This is a genomic window from Acinetobacter sp. ACNIH3 (assembly GCF_002918965.1).
GTDB lineage: Bacteria > Pseudomonadota > Gammaproteobacteria > Pseudomonadales > Moraxellaceae > Acinetobacter > Acinetobacter schindleri.
In genome coordinates this window covers 13,529-38,868 of record NZ_PQLP01000021.1, presented here as the reverse complement: position 1 = coordinate 38,868, position 25,340 = coordinate 13,529, and the positions used below count along the sequence as shown (strand labels likewise).

17 protein-coding genes and 5 tRNA genes are annotated in these 25,340 nt (G+C 44.1%); 6 read left to right on the top strand and 16 right to left on the bottom strand.

Annotation, left to right across the window (positions count from 1 at the left end; all coding sequences use genetic code 11):
- Positions 1 to 54 precede the first annotated feature (54 nt).
- From nudC to dnaQ, 3 genes are all read right to left on the bottom strand, one after another.
- Complete coding sequence (nudC, locus tag C3420_RS09965) at positions 55 to 831, bottom strand: NAD(+) diphosphatase (RefSeq protein ID WP_103800417.1); 777 nt, start codon at positions 829 to 831, stop codon at positions 55 to 57.
- Positions 831 to 2,474 (bottom strand): chemotaxis protein, encoded by a 1,644-nt coding sequence (locus tag C3420_RS09960; protein WP_103800416.1) that lies wholly within the window; start codon positions 2,472 to 2,474, stop codon positions 831 to 833. The genes nudC and C3420_RS09960 overlap by 1 nt, the downstream gene beginning before the upstream one ends.
- Positions 2,475 to 2,601: 127 nt before the next feature.
- Positions 2,602 to 4,005 (bottom strand): DNA polymerase III subunit epsilon, encoded by a 1,404-nt coding sequence (gene dnaQ, locus C3420_RS09955; RefSeq protein WP_103800415.1) that lies wholly within the window; start codon positions 4,003 to 4,005, stop codon positions 2,602 to 2,604.
- A 206-nt stretch (positions 4,006 to 4,211) separates the two neighbouring features.
- On the opposite strand from dnaQ, the gene C3420_RS09950 reads away from it, so the two are divergent.
- The 6 genes from C3420_RS09950 (at position 4,212) to C3420_RS09925 (ending at position 14,409) form a co-directional block, all read left to right on the top strand.
- Positions 4,212 to 7,532, top strand: a complete 3,321-nt coding sequence (locus C3420_RS09950) for a LysM peptidoglycan-binding domain-containing protein (RefSeq protein WP_103800414.1) — start codon at positions 4,212 to 4,214, stop codon at positions 7,530 to 7,532.
- Positions 7,533 to 7,559: 27 nt separating this feature from the next.
- The gene (locus C3420_RS09945; RefSeq protein WP_103800413.1) at positions 7,560 to 9,401 is read left to right on the top strand and encodes an extracellular solute-binding protein; all 1,842 of its coding nucleotides are present in this window, start codon (positions 7,560 to 7,562) and stop codon (positions 9,399 to 9,401) included.
- A gap of 18 nt (positions 9,402 to 9,419) precedes the next feature.
- Complete coding sequence (locus C3420_RS09940; protein WP_004810685.1) at positions 9,420 to 10,487, top strand: microcin C ABC transporter permease YejB; 1,068 nt, start codon at positions 9,420 to 9,422, stop codon at positions 10,485 to 10,487.
- Positions 10,487 to 11,500 carry an ABC transporter permease gene (locus tag C3420_RS09935; protein ID WP_103800412.1) on the top strand — a complete coding sequence of 338 codons (1,014 nt, stop codon included), beginning with the start codon at positions 10,487 to 10,489 and terminating at the stop codon, positions 11,498 to 11,500. The genes C3420_RS09940 and C3420_RS09935 overlap by 1 nt, the downstream gene beginning before the upstream one ends.
- Positions 11,475 to 13,061 carry an ABC transporter ATP-binding protein gene (locus C3420_RS09930; RefSeq protein ID WP_103800411.1) on the top strand — a complete coding sequence of 529 codons (1,587 nt, stop codon included), beginning with the start codon at positions 11,475 to 11,477 and terminating at the stop codon, positions 13,059 to 13,061. Before C3420_RS09935 ends, C3420_RS09930 begins: the two co-directional genes overlap by 26 nt.
- A 103-nt stretch (positions 13,062 to 13,164) precedes the next feature.
- Positions 13,165 to 14,409, top strand: a complete 1,245-nt coding sequence (locus tag C3420_RS09925) for an NADH:flavin oxidoreductase/NADH oxidase family protein (protein WP_048881575.1) — start codon at positions 13,165 to 13,167, stop codon at positions 14,407 to 14,409.
- A gap of 53 nt (positions 14,410 to 14,462) precedes the next feature.
- On the opposite strand, the gene C3420_RS09920 is transcribed toward C3420_RS09925, so the two are convergent.
- The 13 genes from C3420_RS09920 to pyrC all read right to left on the bottom strand — a co-directional run bounded on the left by C3420_RS09920 (position 14,463) and on the right by pyrC (position 25,212).
- A complete protein-coding gene (locus C3420_RS09920) occupies positions 14,463 to 15,875 on the bottom strand; it encodes an iron-containing redox enzyme family protein (RefSeq protein WP_103800410.1) in 1,413 nt (470 codons plus the stop codon).
- 243 nt (positions 15,876 to 16,118) lie between these two features.
- A tRNA-Glu gene (locus C3420_RS09915) sits at positions 16,119 to 16,194 on the bottom strand.
- Positions 16,195 to 16,238: 44 nt separating this feature from the next.
- Positions 16,239 to 16,314, bottom strand: a tRNA-Glu gene (locus C3420_RS09910).
- A gap of 24 nt (positions 16,315 to 16,338) precedes the next feature.
- Positions 16,339 to 16,414 (bottom strand) — tRNA-Glu (locus C3420_RS09905).
- 131 nt (positions 16,415 to 16,545) lie between these two features.
- Positions 16,546 to 17,457, bottom strand: coding sequence for a hypothetical protein (locus C3420_RS09900; RefSeq protein WP_103800409.1), 912 nt, complete (start codon positions 17,455 to 17,457; stop codon positions 16,546 to 16,548).
- 243 nt (positions 17,458 to 17,700) lie between these two features.
- Entirely contained in the window at positions 17,701 to 18,594 is an 894-nt protein-coding gene (locus C3420_RS09895; protein ID WP_103800408.1) for an alpha/beta fold hydrolase, read from the bottom strand.
- Positions 18,595 to 18,679: 85 nt separating this feature from the next.
- Positions 18,680 to 20,092: an amino acid permease gene (locus C3420_RS09890; protein WP_004810673.1), complete on the bottom strand. Its 1,413-nt coding sequence runs from the start codon at positions 20,090 to 20,092 to the stop codon at positions 18,680 to 18,682.
- 114 nt (positions 20,093 to 20,206) lie between these two features.
- Positions 20,207 to 20,282 (bottom strand) — tRNA-Glu (locus C3420_RS09885).
- A gap of 211 nt (positions 20,283 to 20,493) precedes the next feature.
- Entirely contained in the window at positions 20,494 to 20,643 is a 150-nt protein-coding gene (locus C3420_RS17385) for a hypothetical protein (protein ID WP_167456609.1), read from the bottom strand.
- Positions 20,644 to 20,725: 82 nt separating this feature from the next.
- A complete protein-coding gene (locus C3420_RS09880; RefSeq protein ID WP_103800407.1) occupies positions 20,726 to 23,272 on the bottom strand; it encodes a TonB-dependent receptor plug domain-containing protein in 2,547 nt (848 codons plus the stop codon).
- Positions 23,273 to 23,437: 165 nt separating this feature from the next.
- Positions 23,438 to 23,513: transfer RNA gene (locus C3420_RS09875), tRNA-Glu, on the bottom strand.
- 20 nt (positions 23,514 to 23,533) lie between these two features.
- On the bottom strand, positions 23,534 to 24,193 hold the full coding sequence (gene rnt / locus C3420_RS09870; protein WP_008303612.1) for a ribonuclease T: 660 nt from the start codon (positions 24,191 to 24,193) through the stop codon (positions 23,534 to 23,536).
- Positions 24,178 to 25,212, bottom strand: a complete 1,035-nt coding sequence (gene pyrC / locus C3420_RS09865) for a dihydroorotase (RefSeq protein WP_004810663.1) — start codon at positions 25,210 to 25,212, stop codon at positions 24,178 to 24,180. Before pyrC ends, rnt begins: the two co-directional genes overlap by 16 nt.
- Between the last annotated feature and the right edge of the window lie 128 nt (positions 25,213 to 25,340).

The window sequence follows — 25,340 nt, the reverse complement described above, 5'->3', positions numbered from 1 at the left end:
TATTGAATGTAAAAAGCCCGGATTTAATACCGGGCTTTTTGTTTATATATTGGCTTACAACCAGGCTTGAGTATCATCAGCCACGGGCGTGCCTTGCGTGATATGCATAATCATAGAGTGTGCAATGCTGCCTTTGAATGGAATTTCTGGCAGGGCATCCAGCTTAAAGAATTGCGCATCACTGATTTCTTCTTCCTGCAGTTTGATCTCGCCAGAAGCGTATTCTGCTTTAAAGGCGATCATCAGATTACTTGGGAAGGGCCAAGGCTGGCTGGCCAGATATTGAATATTTTTGACTTTAATTCCGACTTCTTCTTCCGTTTCACGACGGACTGCTTCTTCCAAAGTTTCACCGACTTCGACAAAACCGGCAATCAGTCCATACATCTGGCTGGTTTTATTGCGGGCATTTTTAGCCAGCAAGATTTCATCTTCACCACGGGTAATCACGGTAATCACACAGGGTTGCACGCGTGGATATTGACGGTAGTGGCAAGCGGGGCAGACCATAGCATATTCTACGGCGTGGACTTCGGTTGGTGTACCACAATGACTACAGAAACGATGATTGCGGCGCCATTCCAGTAGCTGTACAGCGCGACTGGCCTGTTCAAACTGGCGAACATTCCAGTATTGCAGTAATTGACGGATCGGAACGAGTTGCAGACCTAGAGGAATCGGTTCCTCAGGGAGGAGGTCACGGGCAATCACCTGATCACCCGTACCGAGCTGTATGTCACTTGCTAGCGCTTCCACTTGAGGAAGCTGGAGATTTTCATCGACTAAAAGTTGTTGTTGTTGAAAGATATACGCAAGTGACAATTTAGACATTAGGCTACAGTTTTCAGTTTTTGACTACTGTCCAATGCTACCTTAAACATTGACTGTAATACAGGCTGTTTGCTCTTTAAATTGTCAATGAGCATATCCGCGCTGGCGAGTGGATCAAGCACGCGATTGACGTCATCGGCACTGAGTGCAGTAGCAGATTCAATCCGGCTTTGAATAAAGTCAGCCGTTGTGCTTAGTGCGGCCTGACCATTTTCAGCGTTCAGGAACAGCATTGCACCCGCAATTTCACGGATCTGGTTTGGCAAGCTTTCTAATGTTTGCAGGTTCTGGTCCTGCAAGTAATTCATTAGGGTGTGGCTGGCAAGTTCGATCAGGGCTTTGGTTTCGCTTAGTAAAGCGGCATGTGCTTCATCCAGACGATCCAGTGAAATATTCATGTTATTTACACGGAGCTGTAAACGGCTAGAGGTGTGATGACGTTCTAGTACCCCAATCGAGTTCATAGCAGACAAAATCACATTCATGAGCTGCTGGGCAAAACCTTCATCTTTCAACACTTCAGGTTGACTGAGTGAAGCAGCCTGACGAGTAAGATCATTAGAAGCTTCATTCAGGTTCAAAACCTTGAAGATGTTTGCCATGCTATTCAGCTGAACCTGCAATTCCTGAGTTTTTTCAGGAGTCATGTTGTGATAGTTGTATTCGATGTCATTACGAATCTGTGCCATTTCAGCAGTGACCAGATCACTGATGGTATGCATGGTTTCAAAATCAGGACCATATAAATGACGGCTGAAGACCTGTAATTGGGTATCGGTTAGTGAATCTTCACCGATATTCAGCTTGCTACGGATATGATGAGCAATGTCATCTTCCTGGCTGATACATAAGCTCAGTATATTCGCCAGGTCAGCAATGTTCGCCTTGAAACGGTCTGGTGCATTGAAATACTGTGCCATATTACGCTCAACACTGATCAGGGTGCGTAAACGTGGCTCGTTGATCAGGATCTCATCGATATGATTGAACGCCACATAGACCAGATTCCAGTACTGTTTGCTTGGGTGCTGCTCAGAAAGACCTGCCAGATAAGTCCCCGCCAGTTTGATCGCTTGTAAGTCCAGATCGCTTTCTTCCTGCTTAAGCAGTTTATTCAGCGATAGCTTGTACAGGCGATGCACATAAGCAGACTTCTCCAGTCCAGGTGCTTGCGGCAGATCAAAATCAGGCATGATCAGGTCGAGCAGGGACTCAATCTGATGGCCTTCAGTAGTCAGTGGCTTGCCCAGAGCAAGTTCCAGCCGGTTTAAAGTATCCAGCAAAAATTGTGGAATTTTGACTTCACGCAAGCAAATGAATTCGATATAGCGCTTCAGCATGGTCGTCCCTTCACTGAGGGCGATCACTTCTGCCGTGTTTACGTTGGCAGGATTCCCCATGATCTTGCGCATAAGCTCAGCAGAATATTGAGCAACTTTGGCCAGGCTTGGCATATCGATCAGTGCAAGAACTTGCGCGCACTGCTCGAACTGGTTGAGCGCATCATCAATCCCAAAAGGCAAGGTCTGATCTTCTACCAGTGTGCTGACTGCTGATTCAACCAATTTGATCGAATTATCAACCTCATTTTTTATTATCAGTAAAGCCGTAGGGTCAAAATGTATAGAGGTTTGGTAAGACATTGATCTGCACCTTTCCTGAAGTTTTATCTAATAGTTGAGGCCTGCTGCAACTGGCAGGACATCTTTGTATTTACTATAACTGAACTGTTATTTTTTTTTACATAAATTGTTAGCTGAATAATGGATTTTATTTTGCGAAAAGGCAAGGCGCGCCATGTTTTTCTTCATATTGTTTGACCCAGTTCTCATGTTCGCTCAATTCTTCATCAGATGGCAAAATTACTGGTAGATCAATTTCAATTTTCACACTGCCTGAACTGGCATTTTGTTCTTCACTATGTGACAGGGCATCCATATCAAAAGAAACCTGACCACCGGTCATCGCCAGGTAAACATCGGACAGAATCTCCGCATCGAGTAATGCACCGTGGAAGGTACGGTCACGCTGCGGAATCTCATAACGACGTACCAGGGCATCAAGAGAGTTTTTCTGGCCCGGATGGCGTGACTTGGCCATCGCCAGGGTATCCGTGACTTCACAGACTTCTGATAGGGTTTGAAAACCAGCCCGTTTGAATTCCATATCCAGGAAGTTCATATCGAAGGTCGCGTTATGCGCGATGATTTCTGCACCTTTCAAGTAATCGAACAGAACTTGAGAAATATCCTCAAATAAAGGCTTGTCTTGCAGGAACTCATCAGTAATGCCGTGGACATTAACTGAATCGCCTACCGGTTTTTTCGGATTGATATAAATATGAATCGAGCTGCCGGTGAGTTTACGATTCACCATTTCAATTGCGCCGACCTCGATAATCCGGTCACCATCCTGATAATAGAAACCGGTGGTCTCTGTATCGAGAATCAGTTGACGAGGACCAGATATATCTAATGTGGCTGGAGTAATCACAATCTGCGGGTGCAATTGAGTCTCTACTAGCGCTTGTTCAGCAGCGACAGGCTGATTGTTTAAGTGAGTTTCCATGGTCACTTCAGTTACATCTGCCATGAGTTCATCCATTTCTTCAGCTTCAGCCAGTTCCAGGCCAAAAGGGTCATCCAGTAACCAGTCTTTTTCAGGCTTTTTTATATCTTGTGTTTTTATCTCAGCGCTTGCTGCAAAATGAATTGCTGGAACATGACGGGATTTTTCGCCATTTTTTAAGGCGAGATCCGCACCCAGATTAGCCAGCTGATCGGCCATTTCATTACCCTCATGGCCAGCATGTCCTTTGATCCAGTGCCAGTCAATCTGACGGCCCTGGCAAACTGCATCCAGCTGTTTCCATAAGTCAGGGTTTTTGACATCTTTCCAGTTTTTACGTTTCCAGCCTTCGATCCATTCAGTGATACCTTTTTTGACATAATTGGAATCGGTCCAGATCACCAGCTTGGCATCTTTGGGACAGACAGAAATCCCTTCTATGGCAGCCATCAGTTCCATACGGTTATTGGTGGTCTGAAGCTCGCCGCCATAAATTTTATGCTCATCTGAACCGTTCTGAATATAGGCACCCCAACCCCCTACAGCGATTTCCTTACCATTGCCGCGGCATGCGCCATCCACATACAGTGTGATTGTTTGAGACATAAACCAAATCCGATCAAAAAAGAACAAGCTGAGCAGGATATTGTATAACGCAAATACGTTTGAATAATCTATATCTCCGCGATTTTTTAATTTCTTGTAACATTTAACGTCAAATCGCGGTAAATTATTAGCTTGTGTCGTCGACATGCTTAATTAAAATGGCATATCTAAAAAATAAATTTTATACAAGTTGTTTGGATTTCTTTATGTATAAACCAACCGCATTCATGTGGCAGCCATCGTTACCTTCATTTTTAAAAGTCTCAGTTCTTGGCACTGCGCTTGCATCCTTAGGTTTAACGGGTTGTTCGACGACACAAAGCGCGGCAGGATCCAAGCATAAACAAACAAGTTCGAATTATTTAGGCGCCGACAGTCTGGATAGTCTGGAAGATCTTTTATCCGCGACTGATATGCGTGCGGTAGAAGGCGACCGACTGTTGGTACTGAAACACGGTGATGTGTGGAAGCGCATGACTGTCGGTTTCAAGATGAATCTGGATGTCTGGAATCCGCGTATTGATGCCCAGCGTGGCTGGTTCGCATCACGTCAGCCATATTTAGAGCGTTTAAGTGCGCGTGCTTCACGTTATTTATATTACACAGTAAAAGAAGCTGAACGCCGTGGTATGCCGACTGAGCTGGCATTGCTTCCAGTGATTGAAAGTTCATACGATCCGGCAGCAACCAGTAGTGCGGCTGCAGCGGGTCTGTGGCAGTTTATTCCAAGTACCGGCCGTATTTATGGTTTAAAACAGACCTCGATGTATGACGGCCGTCGTGATGTGGTAGAGTCGACTCGCGCTGCTTATGAGTTTTTAGGTGCATTATATAATCAGTTCGGTTCATGGGAACTGGCTTTAGCATCCTATAATGCCGGTCCAGGTCGTATTCAGCAGGCGATTAACCGTAATAAGGCTGCTGGTTTGCCAACTGATTACTGGTCACTGAAGTTGCCGCAGGAAACCATGAACTATGTTCCTCGTTTCATGGCAGTAGCACAGATTGTAAAAAGTCCAGCCAAATATGGCGTGAGTCTGCCGCCTATTGCCAACCGTCCGCACTTTCGTGAAGTCAGTGTTGGGGCAGCCAGCCTGAATGAAATTGCTGCGATTACCGGTTTAAGTCGGGCTGAACTGTATCAGTTGAACCCAGGGCATCGTGGAGACAGGATTGATCCGGACAGTCCGCGCCGTATTCTGATTCCAGCTGACCTGAGTCCCTCCATTGATGAAAAACTGAAAAAGCTTCAATCCTCTTCTTCAGGTTTATGGGCAAGCTCTATCAGCAGTTTACCGAAGAATAATCAGACGATTACGCCAGTAAAAACCACGCCACCTGAGCTGAATAGCAAAACAATTACGCCAGCTAAACAGACACCGCCTGCAATCACGGCCTCAACCACGACAACTATTAAACCTGCAACGCCTGTAACCACTACTGCAAGCAAAGCGACGTCCCCAGCAACGACCACAGCGATTGTTACTGCCGCTGCAACACCAGCAGCTACAAGTACAACCAAACCCAACCTGACTGCCCAAAGCAAGACCAGGGTCAGCACACCAAGAGGTTCTTCAGCTTTGGCTGATTTTGCTGCGAAGAGTGAATTACCTATTCCAAGTGCACCGCGTATTCCAGTTGCAGTGACGCCGGTAACACCTGTGCAACCGATTCAGGTTGAACCGCCAATTTCTGCAAAGGAACGTGAACAGATTCAGGCGGCGGTTGTGGCAGAGGAAATTCCAAAGTCTGTAGATGAAATCCTGAAACCGGTGGCGACAGCCGCAGAACAGGCAGAAGTGGTGGAGGAACTGAAAGCACTGGCACCTGCGGGTACCGAAATTGTCGATCCTTATGATGGCAAGATTAAGCTGACCGCGATTCAGACCAGCCTTTCTGTAGCAGAACAGCAGGGTAAAGAACTAACCAAAGGTTTCTCTTATCCAAAAGGCGTAGCGGAAAGTACCAAGGCAGATTCAGTCGAAGCGAAATTGAACCAAGGCAAGAATTACGTTAAAACAGATTCGGAAGTTGTGGTTGTTGCACCAAAAGGCAAGCGCAGTACCTACACGGTTTTACCGGGTGACAACCTGGCTTTGATTGCTGCTAAAAATGGAGTGAACTGGCGGGATGTGGCGAAATGGAACCAGATTGATCCAAATGCCACTTTATATGTCGGTACCACGATCTATCTTTATGATGCCAAACCTGTTCAAGAAGCATCAAAACCTGCTGCGAAACCAGAAAGCTATGTGGTACAAGCCAATGATTCACTCACCGGTGTAGCCAGCCAGTTTGGTTTAACGGTAAAACAGCTGGCTGACTATAATGGTTTGAGCACGACCAGCGGTCTATTTGTCGGTCAAAAACTATCCTTAAAAGAAACTGCTGCTTCTAAAGCGAAAGTTGAAGAAACCAAAAAAGCGGAAAGCAGTAAAGTTCAGACTAAGCCTTATACCGTTCAGCGCGGCGAATATCTGAAACTGATTGCAGACCGTTATGCACTTTCGAATGCGGAACTGGCTGCGTTGACGCCAGGTTTGACTTCAGGCAGCAACCTGATGGCAGGTCAAAAAATCAACGTACCTGTGAATGAAGCTGAATCTGCAAGCTCAGGCAAGAAAATTGAGCAGAAGTTTGAAAATATTAAAGTGGACCAGACTGCAACTGAAAACTATCAGGTAAAACGTGGTGAGACGCTGTATAGCATTGCCAATCAGTCCAAACTCAGTGTGGCTGAACTGGCAGCCTTAAATGGCTTTGCTGCCAATAGCGGTTTACGTATTGGTCAAACCATCAAGATTCCTGCGGGCAGCACTATGCCAGAGAATTATACTGTGCAGTCGGGTGATACCCTGACAGGAATTGCGACCAAATATAACCTGAGCATGGATCATCTGGCGAATCTGAACGGTTTATCCCGTAATGCTGGCCTGCGAGTAGGACAACGTCTGAAATTGACCGGAGATGCAGAAGCAGCTCGTGAAACTGTGACTGAGCAGGCGGTGAAAGGTGTGAAGTCAGACACCCACATAGTGAAATCAGGTGAAACCCTCAGTTCAATTGCACGCGAGTACAAGTTACAACTGAAATATCTGGCTGAGCTAAATGATTTGTCTGTATCGAGTCCATTACGTGTCGGAGAGCGTCTGAAGATTGATGGTGAGCTGCCAGAAACTAAAAAGGTAGATGAGATCAAAGCAGTGACCACGACTGTTTCATCTAAGGCCACAGAAAGCTATACAGTGAAGTCAGGCGAATCACTTAACGCGATTGCCAGTCGTCTGGGAATTACCACCACAGAACTTGCCAGTTTAAATAATCTGCGTGCTAATGCAGGCTTGCGTGTGGGCCAAAGTCTGCAAATCCCTAAACGTATTATGGAATATAAAATCAAGCGTGGCGACACACTGATCGGTTTAGCCTCACGTTATGGCATGGATAGTAGTACACTGGCAGAAATGAATGACCTGAAACCGAATACTCAACTGCGTATCGGGGATGTGATCAAGGTTCCAAATCTCTAAAGCCGAAATGATACAGGGAGTATCTGAATGCCGTTTGCTGCTGCAAAGCGCCTGATTTATATCTGTGGAATTTCGGTCATTACTCAGGGGGCTTGGGCTGCACTGCAGACCACCCCTTATATCGCCATTCATAGTCAGCCCAAATATGCCGGGCTGACACATTTACCCTATGCCAATCCTGCAGCACCCAAAGGTGGATATCTCAGCCAGTCTGCCAATGGTACCTTTGATAACCTGAATGCCATGAATGGCAAAGGTACAGCAGCAGATGGCGTGGAATACCTGTTTGATACGCTCATGGTCAGTTCCCTGGATGAGCCGGGCGTGATGTATCCCTTGCTGGCTGAAAAAGTCACCTATGATCCAAAAAAAACTGCCTATGTGATTTATCATCTGAATCCCAAAGCACGTTTTAATGATGGTACGCCAGTCACTGCAGAAGATATAAAATTCAGTTTTGATACATACACAACTAAGGGTAATCCAGGCTTGCAGATGTATCTGTCAGATCTGGATAAAACCGAGGTACTATCCAGGTACCAGGTCAAGATGAGCTTCAAGTCGAATAATAATTCGGAAATGCCGCTGATCCTGGCACAGATGCCGATCTATTCCAAAAAGAACTGGCAGGGCAAAGACTTTACTCGTATCACTATGCAGCCCATTTTGGGTTCAGGACCTTATCTGGTTGAAAGTATTGATGCGGGACGCAGCATTAGCTATAAACGCAATCCAAATTATTGGGCGAAGGATTTACCTGTTAACCGGGGTAAATATAACTTTGATCGCCTGAAGTTTGTTTATTACCGCAATATGGATGTTGGTTTTGAGGGCTTTAAGTCTGGTCAATATACCGTACATCAGGAATACACCGCACGTAAATGGGTAACGGAATACAATTTTTCAGCCATCAAGGACAAGATGGTGGTGAAATACAACTTCAATCATGAAAACCCGATTCCGACACAAAGCTTTGTATTTAATACCCGTCGTGCACCAATGCAGGATATTCGCTTTCGTCAGGCCTTAACTTATGCCTATGATTTTGAGTGGCAGAACAAAGCACTGTTTTATGGTCAATACCACCGTTTACAAAGTTATTTTGCTAATAGTGAGCTGGAAGCGAAGGGCATGCCTTCAGCTGAAGAACTGGCGATTTTAAAGCCTTATCTGGCTAAGTTAGATCCGATTCAGCGTGCTGGTGTGCTGAAAGCCTGGAAATATCCAGTTTCGGATGCTTCAGGCTTTAATCGCAAGAATTTACTGGTCGCGCGGGAATTGTTACTCAAGGCGGGTTACCGTTATCACAATGCGCAACTGACTGATCCAAAAGCTAAGCCGATTCGACTTGAGTTTCTAATTCATCAGGATGGTTTGCAACGTACTTTAATGCCTTTTATACGTAACCTAAAACGGCTGGGGATCACGGTGAATATCCGTCATGTCGATGTACCTCAGTACATTGAACGTATGCGCAGTAAAGATTTTGATATGACGACCAATGTCTTGCCACAATCTCTCAACCCGGGCAATGAGCAGGCACAGTTCTGGAGTAGTGCGTCAGCAGATCAGCCGGGTAATTACAATTATGCGGGTATCAAAAATGCTGTGATTGATGATGCTATTACCAAGGTGATTCAGGCACCGGATCGCCAGCAATTGGTGATTCGTACCAAAGTATTGGATCGTCTGCTGCGTGCTGGTTATTATCAGATTCCGACCTATGGGAAAGGCGGCAACTGGTATGCTTACTGGAATATGTATGAGCAGCCAAAGATCAAGCCAAAGCTTGCTGTTGGATTCGACTTCTGGTGGAGTAATCCACAAAAAGCTGCACAAGTGAGCCAATATTTACGTCGTCAAAAATAATAAGGAATATCACTGACAATGGGAACCTACATACTTAAGCGGCTCTTGCTGATTATCCCGACTTTATTTTTGATTCTGCTGATTAATTTCATTGTCATTCAGATTGCGCCGGGTGGACCGGTCGAACAGGCCATTCAACAGGCAGAAACTTTTCAGGGCATGGGCGGAACCACAGGTGCAGAAACTGCACAGTCCAAAAGCAGCTATCAGGGTGCCAAAGGCCTGAGTGACGAGATGGTGGAAAAAATCAAGGCTCAATATGGTTTTGATCAGCCCGCTCATATCCGTTTTTGGGAAATGCTGAAAAGCTATGTACAGCTAGATTTCGGCATCAGTTTCTTTAAAGATAAACCTGTAACTACATTATTGTTGGAAAAATTACCAGTTTCTCTGTCATTGGGACTGTGGAGTACTTTGCTGATTTATCTGGTCTCGATTCCACTCGGGATCCGGAAGGCGCGTCAGCATGGCAGCCTGTTTGATAAATCCACTTCGATGCTGCTCGCCGTGGGTTATGCCATTCCGGCTTTTGTCTTTGCCATTTTACTCATCGTATTTTTTGCGGGTGGTTCCTATTTCCAATGGTTCCCATTGCAAGGGTTGGTATCGGAAAACTTTGCTGAATTGTCTTGGTTCGGAAAAATTAAGGATTACTTCTGGCATATGACCTTGCCATTGCTGGCGATGGTAATTGGCGGTTTTGCTGGGCTGACTTACTTAACCAAATATTCTTTTATGGAAGAGCTGAGCAAACAGTATGTACTGGCAGCACGTGCCAAGGGCTTAAATGAATCGCGTGTGCTATATGGACACGTCTTCCGAAATGCCATGCTGATTGTCATCGCGGGTCTGCCAGAAGCACTGGTCGGGATCTTCTTTGTCGGTAACCTGTTTATTGAAATTATCTTTAACTTAGATGGATTAGGTCTGCTTGGCTTTGAAGCGATTGTACAGCGTGATTATCCAGTGATTTTTGGGACCTTGTTTATCTTTACTTTGCTTGGGCTGATTCTGCGTTTGATCAGTGATGTGATGTATCAGGTGATCGACCCGCGGATTAACTTTGACTCGCGAGGTGCCAAATAATGTCACCTATCATGCGAGCGCGCTTGCAGCGGTTTAAGAAAAATAAACTCGGTTTCAGCTGCTTTATTATCTTTATCATTATTTTCATTTTATCTTTAGGTTCAGAACTGATTGCTAACGATAAACCGCTGCTGGTGAGATATGACAGTTCACTGTATGTGCCGGCATTTAAGACTTATCCGGAAACCACATTTGGTGGTGTGTTTGAAACTGAAGCAGATTATAAAGATCCCGTCGTCCAGCAGTTAATCAATGCCAAGGGCTGGGCATTGTGGCCACTGATTGAATATTCCTACCAGACGCCAAACCTGGAACTGGCAGTGCCTGTGCCGTCTGAACCCACGCCACAAAACTGGCTAGGGACTGATGACCAAGGTCGTGATGTGTTGGCACGAATCCTTTACGGTCTACGAATATCATTGCTGTTCGGCTTTGCACTGACCATCGCATCTGCCGTGATCGGCATTATAATCGGTGCGATTCAGGGCTACTATGGTGGCTGGATTGATTTGGCAGGGCAACGCGTTCTGGAAGTCTGGGGCGGCTTGCCGATGCTGTTTATGGTGATGATTCTGGTCAGCATGTTTACCCCAAACGTGTACTGGCTATTCCTGATCATGCTGCTGTTCGGCTGGACTACCCTGGTTGGTCTGGTACGGGCTGAATTTTTACGGGCACGTAATTTTGACTATGTGCGTGCCGCGCGTAGCCTTGGTGTTTCTGATCGCGCGATTATCTTCCGCCATATTTTACCCAATGCCATGAGTTCGAGTCTGTCACAGCTACCATTTATGCTGACGGCTAATATTACCGCACTGACAGCACTGGATTTTCTTGGTTATGGATTGCCACCTGATGCGGCTTCACTGGGTGAATTGCTGCTACAAGGCAAAAACAATCTGAATGCGCCGTGGCTGGCTTTATCCGGCTTCTTTACGCTGGCCATAGTTCTATCTTTACTGATCTATATTGGGGAGGCGACGCGTGATGCATTCGATCCAAGACGTCAATAACGCAACACCGCTTCTACAGGTCGAAAATCTGCAGATCAGCAGTCTAGATCAGGTGCTGGTACAACAGCTAAGTTTTGAACTGTCTGCCGGGCAGACCTTGGCGATTGTCGGTGAAAGCGGTTCAGGTAAATCGATTAGTACTCTGGCAATCTTGGGTTTGTTGCCAAGAAATTTAAAGGTACAAGGCCGGGCGGTATTAGATGGTCAGAATTTACTGACGCTTTCTCAGCTCCAATTACGTCAGATTCGCGGCAAGAAAATTGCCATGATCTTTCAGGAGCCGATGACGGCACTCAATCCCTTGCATCGGGTAGAAAAGATCATTGGCGAAACCTTGTTGTTGCAGGGCTGGTCTAAAGCCAAGGCACGAGAACGGGTGCTGGAGTTACTGAAGGATGTTGGTATTCCTGAACCTGAGGACAAACTAAGACGTTATCCGCATGAATTATCTGGTGGCCAGCGTCAGCGCGTGATGATTGCCATGGCATTGGCACTAGATCCAGATATCCTGATTGCAGATGAGCCAACTACAGCACTCGATGTCACCTTGCAAGCCCAGATTTTACATTTGCTGAAATCTTTACAGCAGAGTCGACAGATGGCGATGATTCTGATCAGTCATGACCTGAATCTGGTGAGACGCTATGCTGATCAGGTGATTGTCATGAACAAGGGCTGCGTTGAAGAGCAAGGTGGAGTACAACAGATCTTTAATTCACCCCAATCAACTTATACCCAAGACTTGCTCAATCATGATTTTGGTCAGGCACTGCCTTTAGCTCAGACTGAAACCTTGCTCGAACTTAAGCAGGTAGAAGTCAAATTTCCCATCAAACAGGGTTTACTGAATCGCATTAAGGACTATGTCACTGCTGTCGAACCGCTCGATTTAAGCATGCTGCAGGGACAATCGATTGGAGTGGTGGGCGAAAGTGGTTCAGGTAAAAGCTCACTTGCTTTGGCCATAGCACGATTGATTGAAAGCCACGGTCAAATCCTTTTGGAAAATCAGGATTTGAATCAATTGTCTGAAAAAGCCTTACGACCATTACGTAGTAATTTTCAGATCGTCTTCCAGGATCCATTTAGCAGCCTGAATCCGCGTATGACTATTGAACAGATCATTGGTGAAGGGTTGGGCTTGAAGGCGATGACCGAGGAGCAAATCCGTAGTCGTGTCGAGGAAGCTTTAGTGCGGGTAGAGCTGCCCGCATCTTTTAAAGACCGCTATCCGCATGAGCTTTCTGGGGGGCAGCGTCAGCGTGTATCATTGGCAAGAGCATTGATTTTAGAGCCAAAACTTTTAATTCTGGATGAGCCGACTTCTGCGCTGGACCGTACTACACAACGTGCAATTGTGAAACTGTTACGTCGTATCCAACAGGAAGAAGGAATTAGCTACCTGTTTATCAGTCATGACTTACAAGTGGTACGTGCACTCTGCCAGCAGGTTTTGGTACTGCATCATGCACAAGTTATGGAGGTTCAGGAGACTGAACAATTATTCCTGCACCCACAAACTGACTATACCCGCCAGTTAATTGCAGCCAGCCAATATTAAAACTACAAATCTTTTTAAATGAAATTGACATGGGTTATTGTCAATTTCTTGCTGACAGGGTATAACACCGACAGAATAAAAGCATAATGTTTAGGAAAAAAGTATGACACAACTGGCAGATTCAATTCAGATTCGTAATACCATCTTTAAAAACCGTATCATCAAGGGAGCTATGAGCGAGGCACTCGCTAATGATGCTGGTCAGCCGAATGACTCACATTTGAAACTCTACGAAGCCTGGGCTAAAGGCGGGCTAGGTTGTGCGATTACTGGTAATGTCATGGTGGATTTTCGTGCCAAGAATGAACCGGGTGTTGTAGTCGCTGAAACAGAACGTGACCTGAACAAACTTAAGGCTTGGGCAGAAGTTGGCAAACGTCATGGTATGGTGCAACTGGTGCAGTTGTCACATCCGGGGCGTCAATGTCCAAAAGGTTTGAATCGGGAAACTGTAGCACCATCGGCAGTGCCATTTAGTCCGGCACTGGCTGTCAGTTTTGGTACCCCACGTGAACTGCGCGAAGATGAAATTCTGGATATTATCCAGCGTTTTGCAACTTCTGCTGCAATTTGTGAAAAAGCAGGATTTGAAGGCGTACAGCTTCATGGTGCGCATGGCTATCTGATCAGTCAGTTCTTATCGCCATTGACCAATAAACGTCAGGATCAGTGGGGTGGCAGTATTGAAAACCGTACCCGTTTCTTATTAGAAATCTATAAGGCAGTGCGTGCTGCGACTTCAGAAAATTTCATTATTTCCGTTAAACTGAATTCGGCTGATTTCCAGCGTGGTGGTATCACCGAAGAAGATGTGATCTATGTCTTTAAAGCTATTGATGCAGTAGGCATTGACCTGATTGAAGTGTCCGGCGGTAGCTATGAAGCACCAGCAATGGCAGGCGTTAAAGCGGATAAACGTAAAGCTTCCACGATTGCCCGTGAAGCCTATTTCCTGGATTTTGCCGAAAAAATCCGTCAGGAAGTGAGCTGCCATATTATGGTGACTGGCGGTTTTAGAACTGCTGCTGGTATGAATGCTGCACTTGAGAGTGGTGCCTGTGATTTTGTTGGTATTGCCCGTCCGTTTGCAGTAGAAACTGATCTGGGGCAGAAGCTCGTGGCAGGGCAGGATGTACGCTATGCGGTAGAGAAGATTAAAACCGGTATTCCAATGATTGATAAAATGGCAATCATGGAAATCATCTGGTATGCCGCACAGTTTAAACGGATTGCTCAAGGTAAGCAGCCAAATCCCAAACTGTCACCATTAAAAGTTTTCCTGCATTATCTAAAAGGCAATGTCACTGCTGTGATTAAAGGACAGATTAATTCACGTAAATCTGCATAACCTGATCTACATATAAAAAGGCACCATAAGGTGCCTTTTTAAATGCAACAGATTTAGCTGAATTGCACCGCTTGGGTCTGGAAAGGAAACAGGATTTTAGAGACCTGTTGTGTCGCCCAAAGTCCAAGCTGCTGATAATGACAATGTGGTGCTACATAAGGCGTGAGAATCTCCAGTTTTTCTTCATTATTGTCACAACGCTTTAGATGCAAGCGAAGTTCTTCCAGCTTATGCTGCTCTTGCCGGCTGATTATCGGTGTTTGCGTCCGTAGTTGATGTGAAGAAAGCCGTCGAGCCAGTTCTGGCCCTTGAATCCAGTCACGAATTATCTGTTTCTCTGTGGCATTAAATACGCCAAACATCTTGCCATCTGGATCATCAATCAGTTTCCAGAAACGGCTTTGCTCTACAGACAGTCCACGTTGGATCCAGCCTTTATCCATCATGACCTGTAGAAAATCCTGAATCTGTTCAGGTTGTGACAACCACTCATTGATGGTCTTGCCGCTAAACTGGCATTTCTGGTTATGAATGTACTGACCAATTAAAGCTTTCTGCTGAAACAGTTTCAACACCTGGGCATCGAGATCCAACTCACGCACGATCTGGGTAGAGCTTTTGCCTATGTCATTCAGCAAGTAACCCTGTTTGACCATTTCCAGATAGCGCTCCGGGTGTTCTGCAGAACGATATAGATCTAGGAAAGCTTGCAGGGATTTTTGCGCATGGCCATTATGCGCATTATCAATCGTGATGTGCACATTAAAGTAATGCGGATTGATACCGAGTTCAGCCAGTTCATAATTGGTAATCAATAAATGTAGCGGTAGTTGTTCATAGCCCAGATTAAAGCCAATCACCAGCGGTAAATATTCAGCTGGCGCATAAGCTAAAGCCAACTGGACAGCTGCCTGTTCATAATAGCGGTCGTCGAGTTGTTCGCTATAGGCAGTGAGTTCATAGTTATTTAGCAGATCCTGATACATGGTGACATGGTTGGCTTGTGGGTGACCTAGCCCCAGCTCTTCCAGATAAATATGAATCAGGTCTTTAAGCGCAGGTTGATCCGCATGTTCCAGAGTAGAGTATAACCATGAGCCATCGACCATTTTTGTAGGTGCAACCCGGTAGAGAAATTCAAATGCATGCGATACCGTAGCAAAGTATTCACGTTGTCCGCCTTGTTTGCGACGGCTGAGATAATCCTGAAATATGCCACAAATTTTATGATGTTCTTCTAAAAAATGCGTAGCAGCATGTTCGGGTTGGTCGAGCCAGCTCATGGAACTTAGATCGATGTGCTGGATTAACTGACTGAGGTATTGTTCTGCCGAATCTGTTTTTGTTTTTTTAGAGATCTGCTCATCCAGAAAAAAATCCACCCAATCTTTGAAGCTTTTAGTTGGTTCTTGAACAAGATTTTCAAATGGGGGTGCAGTTAAACAAAACTCCGTACTCGTGAACATAATCTTATCCTTGCATATTGGCTCCTAACTTACCTTAGCCTTATGTGAAAGATCAGATGTCTGGTTTTTGTTCGATTTTATGGCGGAAAATACAAGGACTTTGCAAAAGTGCGTAAATTTTTAGAGGTTTATTATTTTGAATATATGGTAAAAATAAATTAAATTGAAGGCAATAAAAAAGCCCAGGTTACAATGCCTGAGCTTTTTTATAAGAAGATCATTTTAAGATAATCATCTCGAATATGGCGTCCCTACGGGGATTCGAACCCCGGTTACCGCCGTGAAAGGGCGATGTCCTAGGCCTCTAGACGATAGGGACAGTACAGAAGATATTTTAAAACCTTTACTTTCAATTTGAAGTAATGGCGTCCCTACGGGGATTCGAACCCCGGTTACCGCCGTGAAAGGGCGATGTCCTAGGCCTCTAGACGATAGGGACTTAATAAAACTACTTTCTGAAAATTGGCGTCCCTACGGGGATTCGAACCCCGGTTACCGCCGTGAAAGGGCGATGTCCTAGGCCTCTAGACGATAGGGACGTTTCAGAGGTGGGCGTATAATAGGGTGAAAAAAGGGGGGTGTCAAACGCATTTCTGCACTTTTTCTAGTTTTTTGAACCGAGTGCATAAAATTAAAACAATCTTAAGAAAATACTTGAAAAATACATGGTTTAAGCCGGATTTTTAAGCAATTCTAGAATTGTTTCTACCACCAGCGGATGGAGTAAATAACCAGTAATATCATGCGGGCGGTGAATATGTGTACGAATGCCGTGGTTAATAATTGCAGGTTGAAACTGAAATGGCGGTTGGGTAAGAGGCAAAGCGGTGAGGAAATCATCAGTTGAATAGAAATTTATCCAGTCGCCCGTAATTGCAGCAGGTCGTACAATCGGTTGTGGTAAATGTGACTGGATCACCTGGAATGCTAATGGCGATCCTAAAGTAATAAAACGCTGTACATTGAGTTCCGGATGTTGAATAAGATGATTATAGGCAATCACACTACCCAGAGAATGAGCAATTACAATACAAGGTTTGCGACCATTCAATTGCCGGGCGATCCGCTCATGAACTTCTTTCATGAAACCCGGATTGTCGAGATACAAATAGGTTTCAATAAGAAATTTTTGAAGCAGGCTACGATGCAGACTGGGAAAATAATTGAGTAATAACACAAAGTCCCGCAGCGCAACATTTTTGCTCAGTGTAGTAATAAATTTGAATTTCTGTTTGAAATTCATGGAGTCATTCAGGTTGAGCTGGGGAAGATCGGAAATCACGGGTTTGCGCCAGCCAGGGCGTGGAACTGGTGCAGGAAGCTGAGGTTGAGCAGGCTGACGGAACCGAAAGCTGGGCCATTGTTGTGGCATCAGGGTGCCAGCATTGAGGATGTTGCGGACGTTATAGCGAGAAAGCAAGTCCCCATAAAATGGAATGTGAATGTGACGTCGTAAATAACTGAATCTGGCATCGTGATGATGTTTGCGAATGCCTTTTTGAAGTATATGTAGCCAGCGCTGACGGATCGATGCAGCGCTATGATGTTGCTGATTCATTCCATGAATAAAAATAACTTTCATCGATACCTCACGGAGGTCGATCTATATATTCACAGTATAGAGAAAAATGCGGCAAGCCAAGCTGTACTTTTTGTGGTGTTCATGTGTAAATTACTTTGATAAAACAACCATTAACAGACAGTTGTATATTTATAAAAAAGTAGAAAAAGCAGTAAATTGATAGATACGGATCAAGGATTTTACTACATAGAAAAAAGATAGGAATAAAACGGTAAAAGTTTAATCCCGCTGTTTAAGTAAATCCTAAAGTAATTCCAGCAGTGCTGTGATGACGTCGGGATGTTGGATATAACCATCAATATCATGCGGATGATAGATGGAGGTACGAATTTTCTGATTAATAATCGCTGGCTGAAACTGGAAGGGTGGTTCTGATAAGGGAAAGGCAGTCAGAAAGTCATCGCTACAATAAAAATTGATCCAGTCACCACGAATGGCCTCGGGTCGGGTCATCGGTTGCGGCAAGTGTTCCTGTATCACACGAAAGGCCATGGGTGATCCCAGCGTAATAAAGCGCTGCACATTTAATTCCGGATGTAAAAGCAGATAATGATAGGCAATCACGCTACCTAAGGAGTGTGCGATCAAGATACAAGATTTATTGTCATGTAGTCGCTGACCAATACGCTGATGAACTTGCTGCATGAATCTGGCATTGGCCAGATAGGAATATGTTTCAATCAGAAATTTTTTGATGAGCGTATCATGCAGATGGGGAAAATAATTGAGCAAGACCATAAAATCCCGTAAGGCTGTATTTCGGCTTAAGCTAGTAATAAATTTCAGCTTCTGGTTAAAAGTCAGAGCATCCTCAATATTTAATTCGGGAATCTTGCAAGTTTCAGCTAAATACTGATGAAAATGTGGCGGCGACGGTTGGGATTTAAGTGGCTGGCGCAAGGGAAAATGTGGCCAGTCTTGTGGTATTAAGGTACTGGCGTTCAATACATTATGTAAATGATGCCGTAACAGTAAATCTCCATAAAAAGGGATACGAACATGACGTTTGATATAGGCAAAACAGGCCTGTCGATGCGACTGTTCCAGACCATGTTTAAGCAGACTTAGCCAACGTTGCTTTAATGAAGCAGAACTAAAATTCTGCTTGTTCATCCCATGGATATAAATAATTTTCATCGACACACCGCTGTGGCTGCCTGAAACATATTCAGTATAGATAACAAAAGAGCAGCCGGAGCTGCTCTTTTGTTAGCGCTAAGATTTAAGCTTTATTGTGATAAAACTTATAATAGCTGGCATAGCAAAGTCCAATAAATACCAGACAGCCAAAGAAGCTGATCCGCATTGTTGGATCAAATACCATACTGATACAGGTGATCAGACAGAACAGGAAGCCCAGAATCGGCACAATCGGGAACAACGGTGCAGCGAAAGCAAGATCTTTAGCTGTTTTCCCTTGTTTGTACCATTCACGGCGGAAGTTGAACATACTCAGACAGATACTCATCCAGACCACCACCATGGTAAAGGCTGCAATACCTAACAGGTTGGTGAAAATGGTTTCTGGCGCAAACTGTTCAGACAACAGACCTGGCATACCACCAATCATAGTCACGATTACCGCAATGTAAGGAATACCGCGAGCATTCACTCTTGAGAACATGGCTGGTAATTGTTTGCTATAAGACAATGACCACATCATACGGGAGGCAGCAAATAAACCTGAGTTTGCTGCAGACAACAGCGCAGTGATAATTACAAAGCGAATAACGTCTTCAGCATATGGAATACCAATGTGCTGGAATACGGTCACAAATGGGCTACTACTTACACCTTCCGCCGCAAGACCTGCTTCTTGATGTGGTAATAGACATGTCACCACGACAATCGTACCTACAAAGAAAATCAATAGACGGAAAATTGCGGTATTGATGGCTTTCGGTACGTTTTTGGCAGGATCTTTGGTTTCACCAGCGGCTACACCAATCAGTTCTGTACCTGAGAAGGCAAAGTTGACAATCAGCATTGTTGTGAAGATGGGGAACAGGCCTTCAGGAAACCAACCCTGAGCTGTCAGATTGCTAAACAGCGGGGCAGTTTCCTGACCTGCATAACCCAATACACCAAATATGGCCAATAATCCCAGCAGGATAAAGGCAATAACAGTGACAACTTTAATGAGGGCCAGCCAGAATTCGGATTCTGCAAACCAGCGGGTCGAAATCATATTCAGTGTAAACACAAGCGCACCAAAGACCAGTGTCCACATCCACATGGAACTGTCCGGGAACCATTCCTGCATCAATAAAGCTGCAGCGGTAAATTCGGTTCCCAGTGTCACTGACCAGGTCAGCCAGTATAACCAGGTAATGGTATAACCTGTGCCCGGTCCAATATAACGTTTGGCATAAGCACCAAATGAACCAGATTCAGGCATATGTACGGCAAGTTCACCCAGACATAGCATAACCATGTAAGCGATGATACCGCCGAGGAGATAAGCAAGAATGGCACCTACAGGCCCCGTTTGTGCAATGACTTCACCCGACCCTAAAAATAGGCCGGTCCCGATTGCGCCACCAAGCGAAATCATGACCAGATGTCGAGTACTCATAGCGCGTTTTAAAGGCGCAGAATTGCCCTGATGCGTAGCATCATTCGGAGATGAGTGCATAGGAAATACGAAATACTTCAAAGGAATGAAGCGAGCTATTGTAGTCAAAAACTACAAATCTGCAATCAAATAATAGTAATTCTGAATAAGTGCTGATCGTATGAGATCAATAAATGGCGTCCCTACGGGGATTCGAACCCCGGTTACCGCCGTGAAAGGGCGATGTCCTAGGCCTCTAGACGATAGGGACGTTGCGAGGTGATAGCTATGTTAAGGACTAAGCTAAGCTTTGTCAAAAGGCTTTTTGCTAAAAATGAATTAACAGATTAAACATTAAACAAGAACAAAGGATTAACGTGATTTCTGATTTTAAACTAGCGTATCCATCAGTTTATAGCATCAGAAATCGACATTAAAACCTCAAATTCCCGTCACTTTACAGGAGTTTAAGCAGTGTGGATTTAATGGTCAGGTGTTTGGGATTCGGCCGGTTGACTGGCTGGAACCGTTTGTTCCGCAGGTGCTTCGGTTTTATCTTCACGGTTGACGATATAGAGGTACAGTGCGGAAGGTGCTAAAATCATTAAAACCAGTAAGATCTTTTTTAACATGACACAAATGCAAGAGATGAAATTGCAGTAATTATAGCCTAAGCAAATTAAAAAGAGCACCTGAGTGCTCTTTGTCCATGAGTTAGAATTTAAAAGTGATATCTGCGATAAATTGGCGGCCAATTTCAGAGTACAGTTTGCTTCCACTCACATATAAATTATTGCGGTTAGTAATATTATTTACCGTTAAGCCAAAAATCGCTGAATAATCTTTTGAAACTTTCCAATCATAGGTAGTGCGCACATCCCATGTAAAACGAGGTTTTACATCTTGTAGCGTATAAGTATCGATTTTAACGCCATCATGCACCACTTTGTCAGCAGAGCTCGCTTCTAGCACTTGCTCATAGGTGTCTTTATAGCTAAAGAAGTTGGAAATTTTTAAAGGAAGAGAATCAAAGCCAATATTCCACATGACACGTGCAGTAATCGGTTGGTTATAGTTTGATGCAGGGCGGTCACCATAAGGCATGATTTTGCCATCATAGGAAATCAGCTCCTGAAGATCTTCTTCGGTAAAGTTTTCCGTATAATCTGGTGCACTACGGTACACTTCCGAGTAATTGACCGCTAAGCCTAAATCATGTTGAGTGCCTTTAAATTTAAGTGGCTCAATCGTATTAAGTTCTAGCGTTACGGTATCATTTTCGCCATAACCGCTGTTATCAAACTCATAAGAATAAGTAAAATAGTGGTTTGGAATATCAGTTCTATTACGGGTGATTTCATCATCATACTGACGATTCACCCATTTTAAGCTGAGATTGGTGTTTTTAAATTGGCTATTAAACCCAAGGACAAATTCATCTGCAAATGGGGTTTTAAGATCCTTGCGGCGTGTATCATTGGCTGAAACTTTTGCTTCTTCAACCCATTCAGAATTTTGATCAGCACGGCTGATGTCAAAATCTAATGAGGTCAGATGTTGACGCAAGTCCGTCATATACGTTGGGGCATTATAGTAGCGGTTCCAACCTGAAGTCAGGGTTAATAATTTATTGGAAAAAGGCTGATAACTAATGCTGCTACGTGGTGCAAAGTTAAGATTGTTATTTGATTCATCATAATCAGCACGCACACCTAGACGGGCATTGAGGTTGTTCCAATGAAGATTATCTTCTAGATACAAGGCTGCTTGATGATATTGACCAGCAAAGCTACCTGCTTTGTATACATTACCCTTTTTAAAGTATTGGCCATCAAAGACCGTAGGGACTTTATTGTTCAGGAATACAACCGTGGTATTTTCATCGCAGAGGGGATCATTGATTTGACATTGTTGACCTTTAAGATCAAACAAGTTTTGGGTTTTCCCTGATGTTACGCCATAGAAAGTTGAAAAATCTTTGCTACGTTCCCATTGCACATCATCATAATGATAGGTAAAACCGGCGCTGATTTGATGGTCGGTGTCTGCAAATTTAAAGTTATTAAATACCGCATCTAATCCATAATTCACAGAAGATTGTTTTAAATCAATATCTGCAGAGATGGCACCTTCCGATACTTTTTCAGTATTCGCCCAGTCTTTGCTCCCTGCTGCATACATCCAGTTTATGCCACGATCAGATGTTGATTCACGGGCATTGTCAATTTTTTGGTAATTGAGCTTGTGTGTTAATTGTCCCCAATCTTGTTTTTGTTGCATCTCCGCGAAAATCAAAGCTGATTGATTATTGGTGCTGCTGTGAGAGTTACGACGTTTGTCTGCGTAAGTATTGTCTTCCAAATCACCTAAAGCGAAACCGAATTTCATACTGGTGTCTGCATTTGGATCGACATACAAGGTTCCGCCGACATTGGTATTACGTTTTTCTTGATCAATTTGTTTTGGTGCAGGTAAGCCACTTTCAACAGGAATTGCTGATTTACGTTGTGAAGCATAGAAATCGAAGCCATAGACCTCTGAAAGCTTAGCAAAAATATTGGTACTAACACCTTGGCGAACATACTCTTTTTGGTTTGACTGGGTTGATGCACCTTCAAAAAGTCCTTTGTCTGCATCGGTTTTTAAGTGGTAGTGGTTCCAGTCACTTTCTGTATAGTCATAAGTGATGCTACCATGGACTTTGCCAATTTCAGATTTAGGCGCACAGGTTTCTGCCTGAACCACACCACCGGTGAAGCCACCGTGTTTTGCATTAATGTTGCTGTCTAATACTTCTAAATTACACAATAAATCGGTGTTGATTGCCACACCTTGTGAACCGCCAGACACTGCACCGTAGTTGGTTGTTCCTGAACCAGCAGGGTCGAGGTTATTGCTGTTGCTGACGCCATTGACCACAAATTTATTATTAAATGATTGTGCACCATGAATCGAAATTTCAGCCGGTTTTAAATCAGCTTGTGAGCTGGCTGCCATATGTTCATTGCTAAACTGCACATTCGGATTTACTTTTAGAAAGTCAGTGATATTTTTAGAGCTATTCGGCGTTTTTTCTAAGTCTTCTTTTGAATAAATGGTTTTTCCAAATTCATTTTCTTGCTGAGCTTCAATAATAATCGTGTTGAACTTAACCGTAGCTTCATTAAGGATGGATTCTTGATAATTTGATTCTTCTGCAAAGCTAGAGGTTGATAATGTTGTTAGAACTGCAATAGAAAGTGTTGAATAAGCAAAACGCATGAGAAGGGTTGAATCTGTAAAAGATAATGAAAGTGATTATCATTAACTTTGGTGTGATAATCAATAATAATGAGAATTATTTGCATTAATAGGTTTTTTATGTGTGCGGAATTTAATCGACTTAAATAGCTGAATAATAGAAATAAAAAGACAGAGGAAAATAGATGGCGTCCCTACGGGGATTCGAACCCCGGTTACCGCCGTGAAAGGGCGATGTCCTAGGCCTCTAGACGATAGGGACGTTTAGAAGATGGCGGTATCTTATTGATCCGCCACCAAAGTGTCAAGCAGGTGTGGGGTGAGTTTGTTTAAAATATAGCAAAACAGTTCAGCTGTCTTCTGCGTGTCGTATAACGCAGAATGGGCTTCTTTGCCATCAAACTCGATACCGGCCTGAATACAGGATTTTGCCAGTACTGTTTGACCAAACATCACCGCGCTCAAAGTCACTGTGTCGAAGACAGAAAAACTATGAAAAGGGTTCTGGTTTTTGGTTCCTGTACGTGCAATAGCTGCCTGTACAAAGCCTAAATCGAAATGGGCGTTATGACCGACCAGAACGGCATGGGTACAGTTTTGCTGGCGGCGTACTTCATTGACAGATTTAAAAATACGTTTAAGCGCAGTTTTCTCATCTTCGGCCATTGCAATACGCATCGGATTAGAGGGATCGATCCCAATAAAGTCCAGCGAACGGCGGTCAAGGTTTGCCCCTTCAAATGGATTGATATGTGCATGGTGAGCAGGGCCCGGCACAAATTCACCTTTCTCATTAAAAATAATAGGAATGGCAGCGATTTCCAGCAAGGCATCAGTTTGTGCATTAAAGCCCGCTGTCTCTACATCGACAACAACAGGCAGGAATCCACGGAAACGTTGACCAATGACTGGGAGAGTTTCATTTGTCACACTTTTCTCCATTGAATGGTTTTACCCGCATATAACGGAATAATCTGTTCACCATCCAAATAGTCCAGACTCTCAGGAATCACTTGATCTTGTTTTACCAGAGTAATGGTATTGGTATTGCGAGGAAGGCCATAGAAGTCAGCACCAAAGTGGCTCGCAAAACCTTCCAGACGGTCAATTTTGCCGACCTGATCAAATGCCTGAGCATAAAGTTCAATTGCAGTGGGCGCACTATAACATCCTGCGCAACCACATGCATTTTCTTTGGCATTTTTTGAGTGCGGCGCACTGTCAGTTCCGAGGAAGAATTTTGGATTCCCACTCGTTGCGACTTCCAGCAGAGTTTGCTGATGCGTCTGGCGCTTTAAAATCGGCAGGCAATAGAAATGCGGTTTCACCCCGCCAACCAGCATGTCATTACGGTTAAACAGTAAATGTTGTGGCGTAATTGTTGCAGCCACATTACGGTCCTGTTCCAGGACAAAGTTTGCCGCTTCACTGGTGGTGATATGTTCAAGCACCAGCTTCAGCTTCGGGAACTGTTTTAATAATGGAGAAAGTACTTCGTCCAGGAAACGTTTTTCACGATCAAAAATGTCGACATGGTTATGCGTGACTTCGCCATGTAGCAATAAAGGTACCTGATGTTCTTCAAGCTGCTCAATTACTGCATACACTTTAGAAATATCGCTTACACCGCTATCCGAGTTTGTAGTCGCACCAGCAGGATAAAGCTTGATGGCATTCACATACTCAGATTCTTTGATTTTTTTAACTTCGGCAGGTGAAGTATTATTGGTGAAGTACAACACCATGCGTGGGTCAAAGTTGCAGCCTTCCGGCACATGCGCCATGATGCGTTCACGATAGCTGTTTGCCTCTTCCACGGTTTTTACTGGTGGAACCAGATTTGGCATACAGATTGCGCGGGAAAATTGTTGAGCTAGATCAGGAACAGTACGTTTAAGTGCTAGACCATCACGTAAGTGAGCGTGCCAGTCATCTGGCTGGAGAATCGTAATCGTATTCAAGGCGAATTCAATCAGAGAAATAATATGAATGATAATGCATCTATACCGAAAATGGTAATGTGAAATACTGACAAAAGATGCATTAACTATGAATTAATTTAAAAAAGTATGTTATTTTAAAAACACTA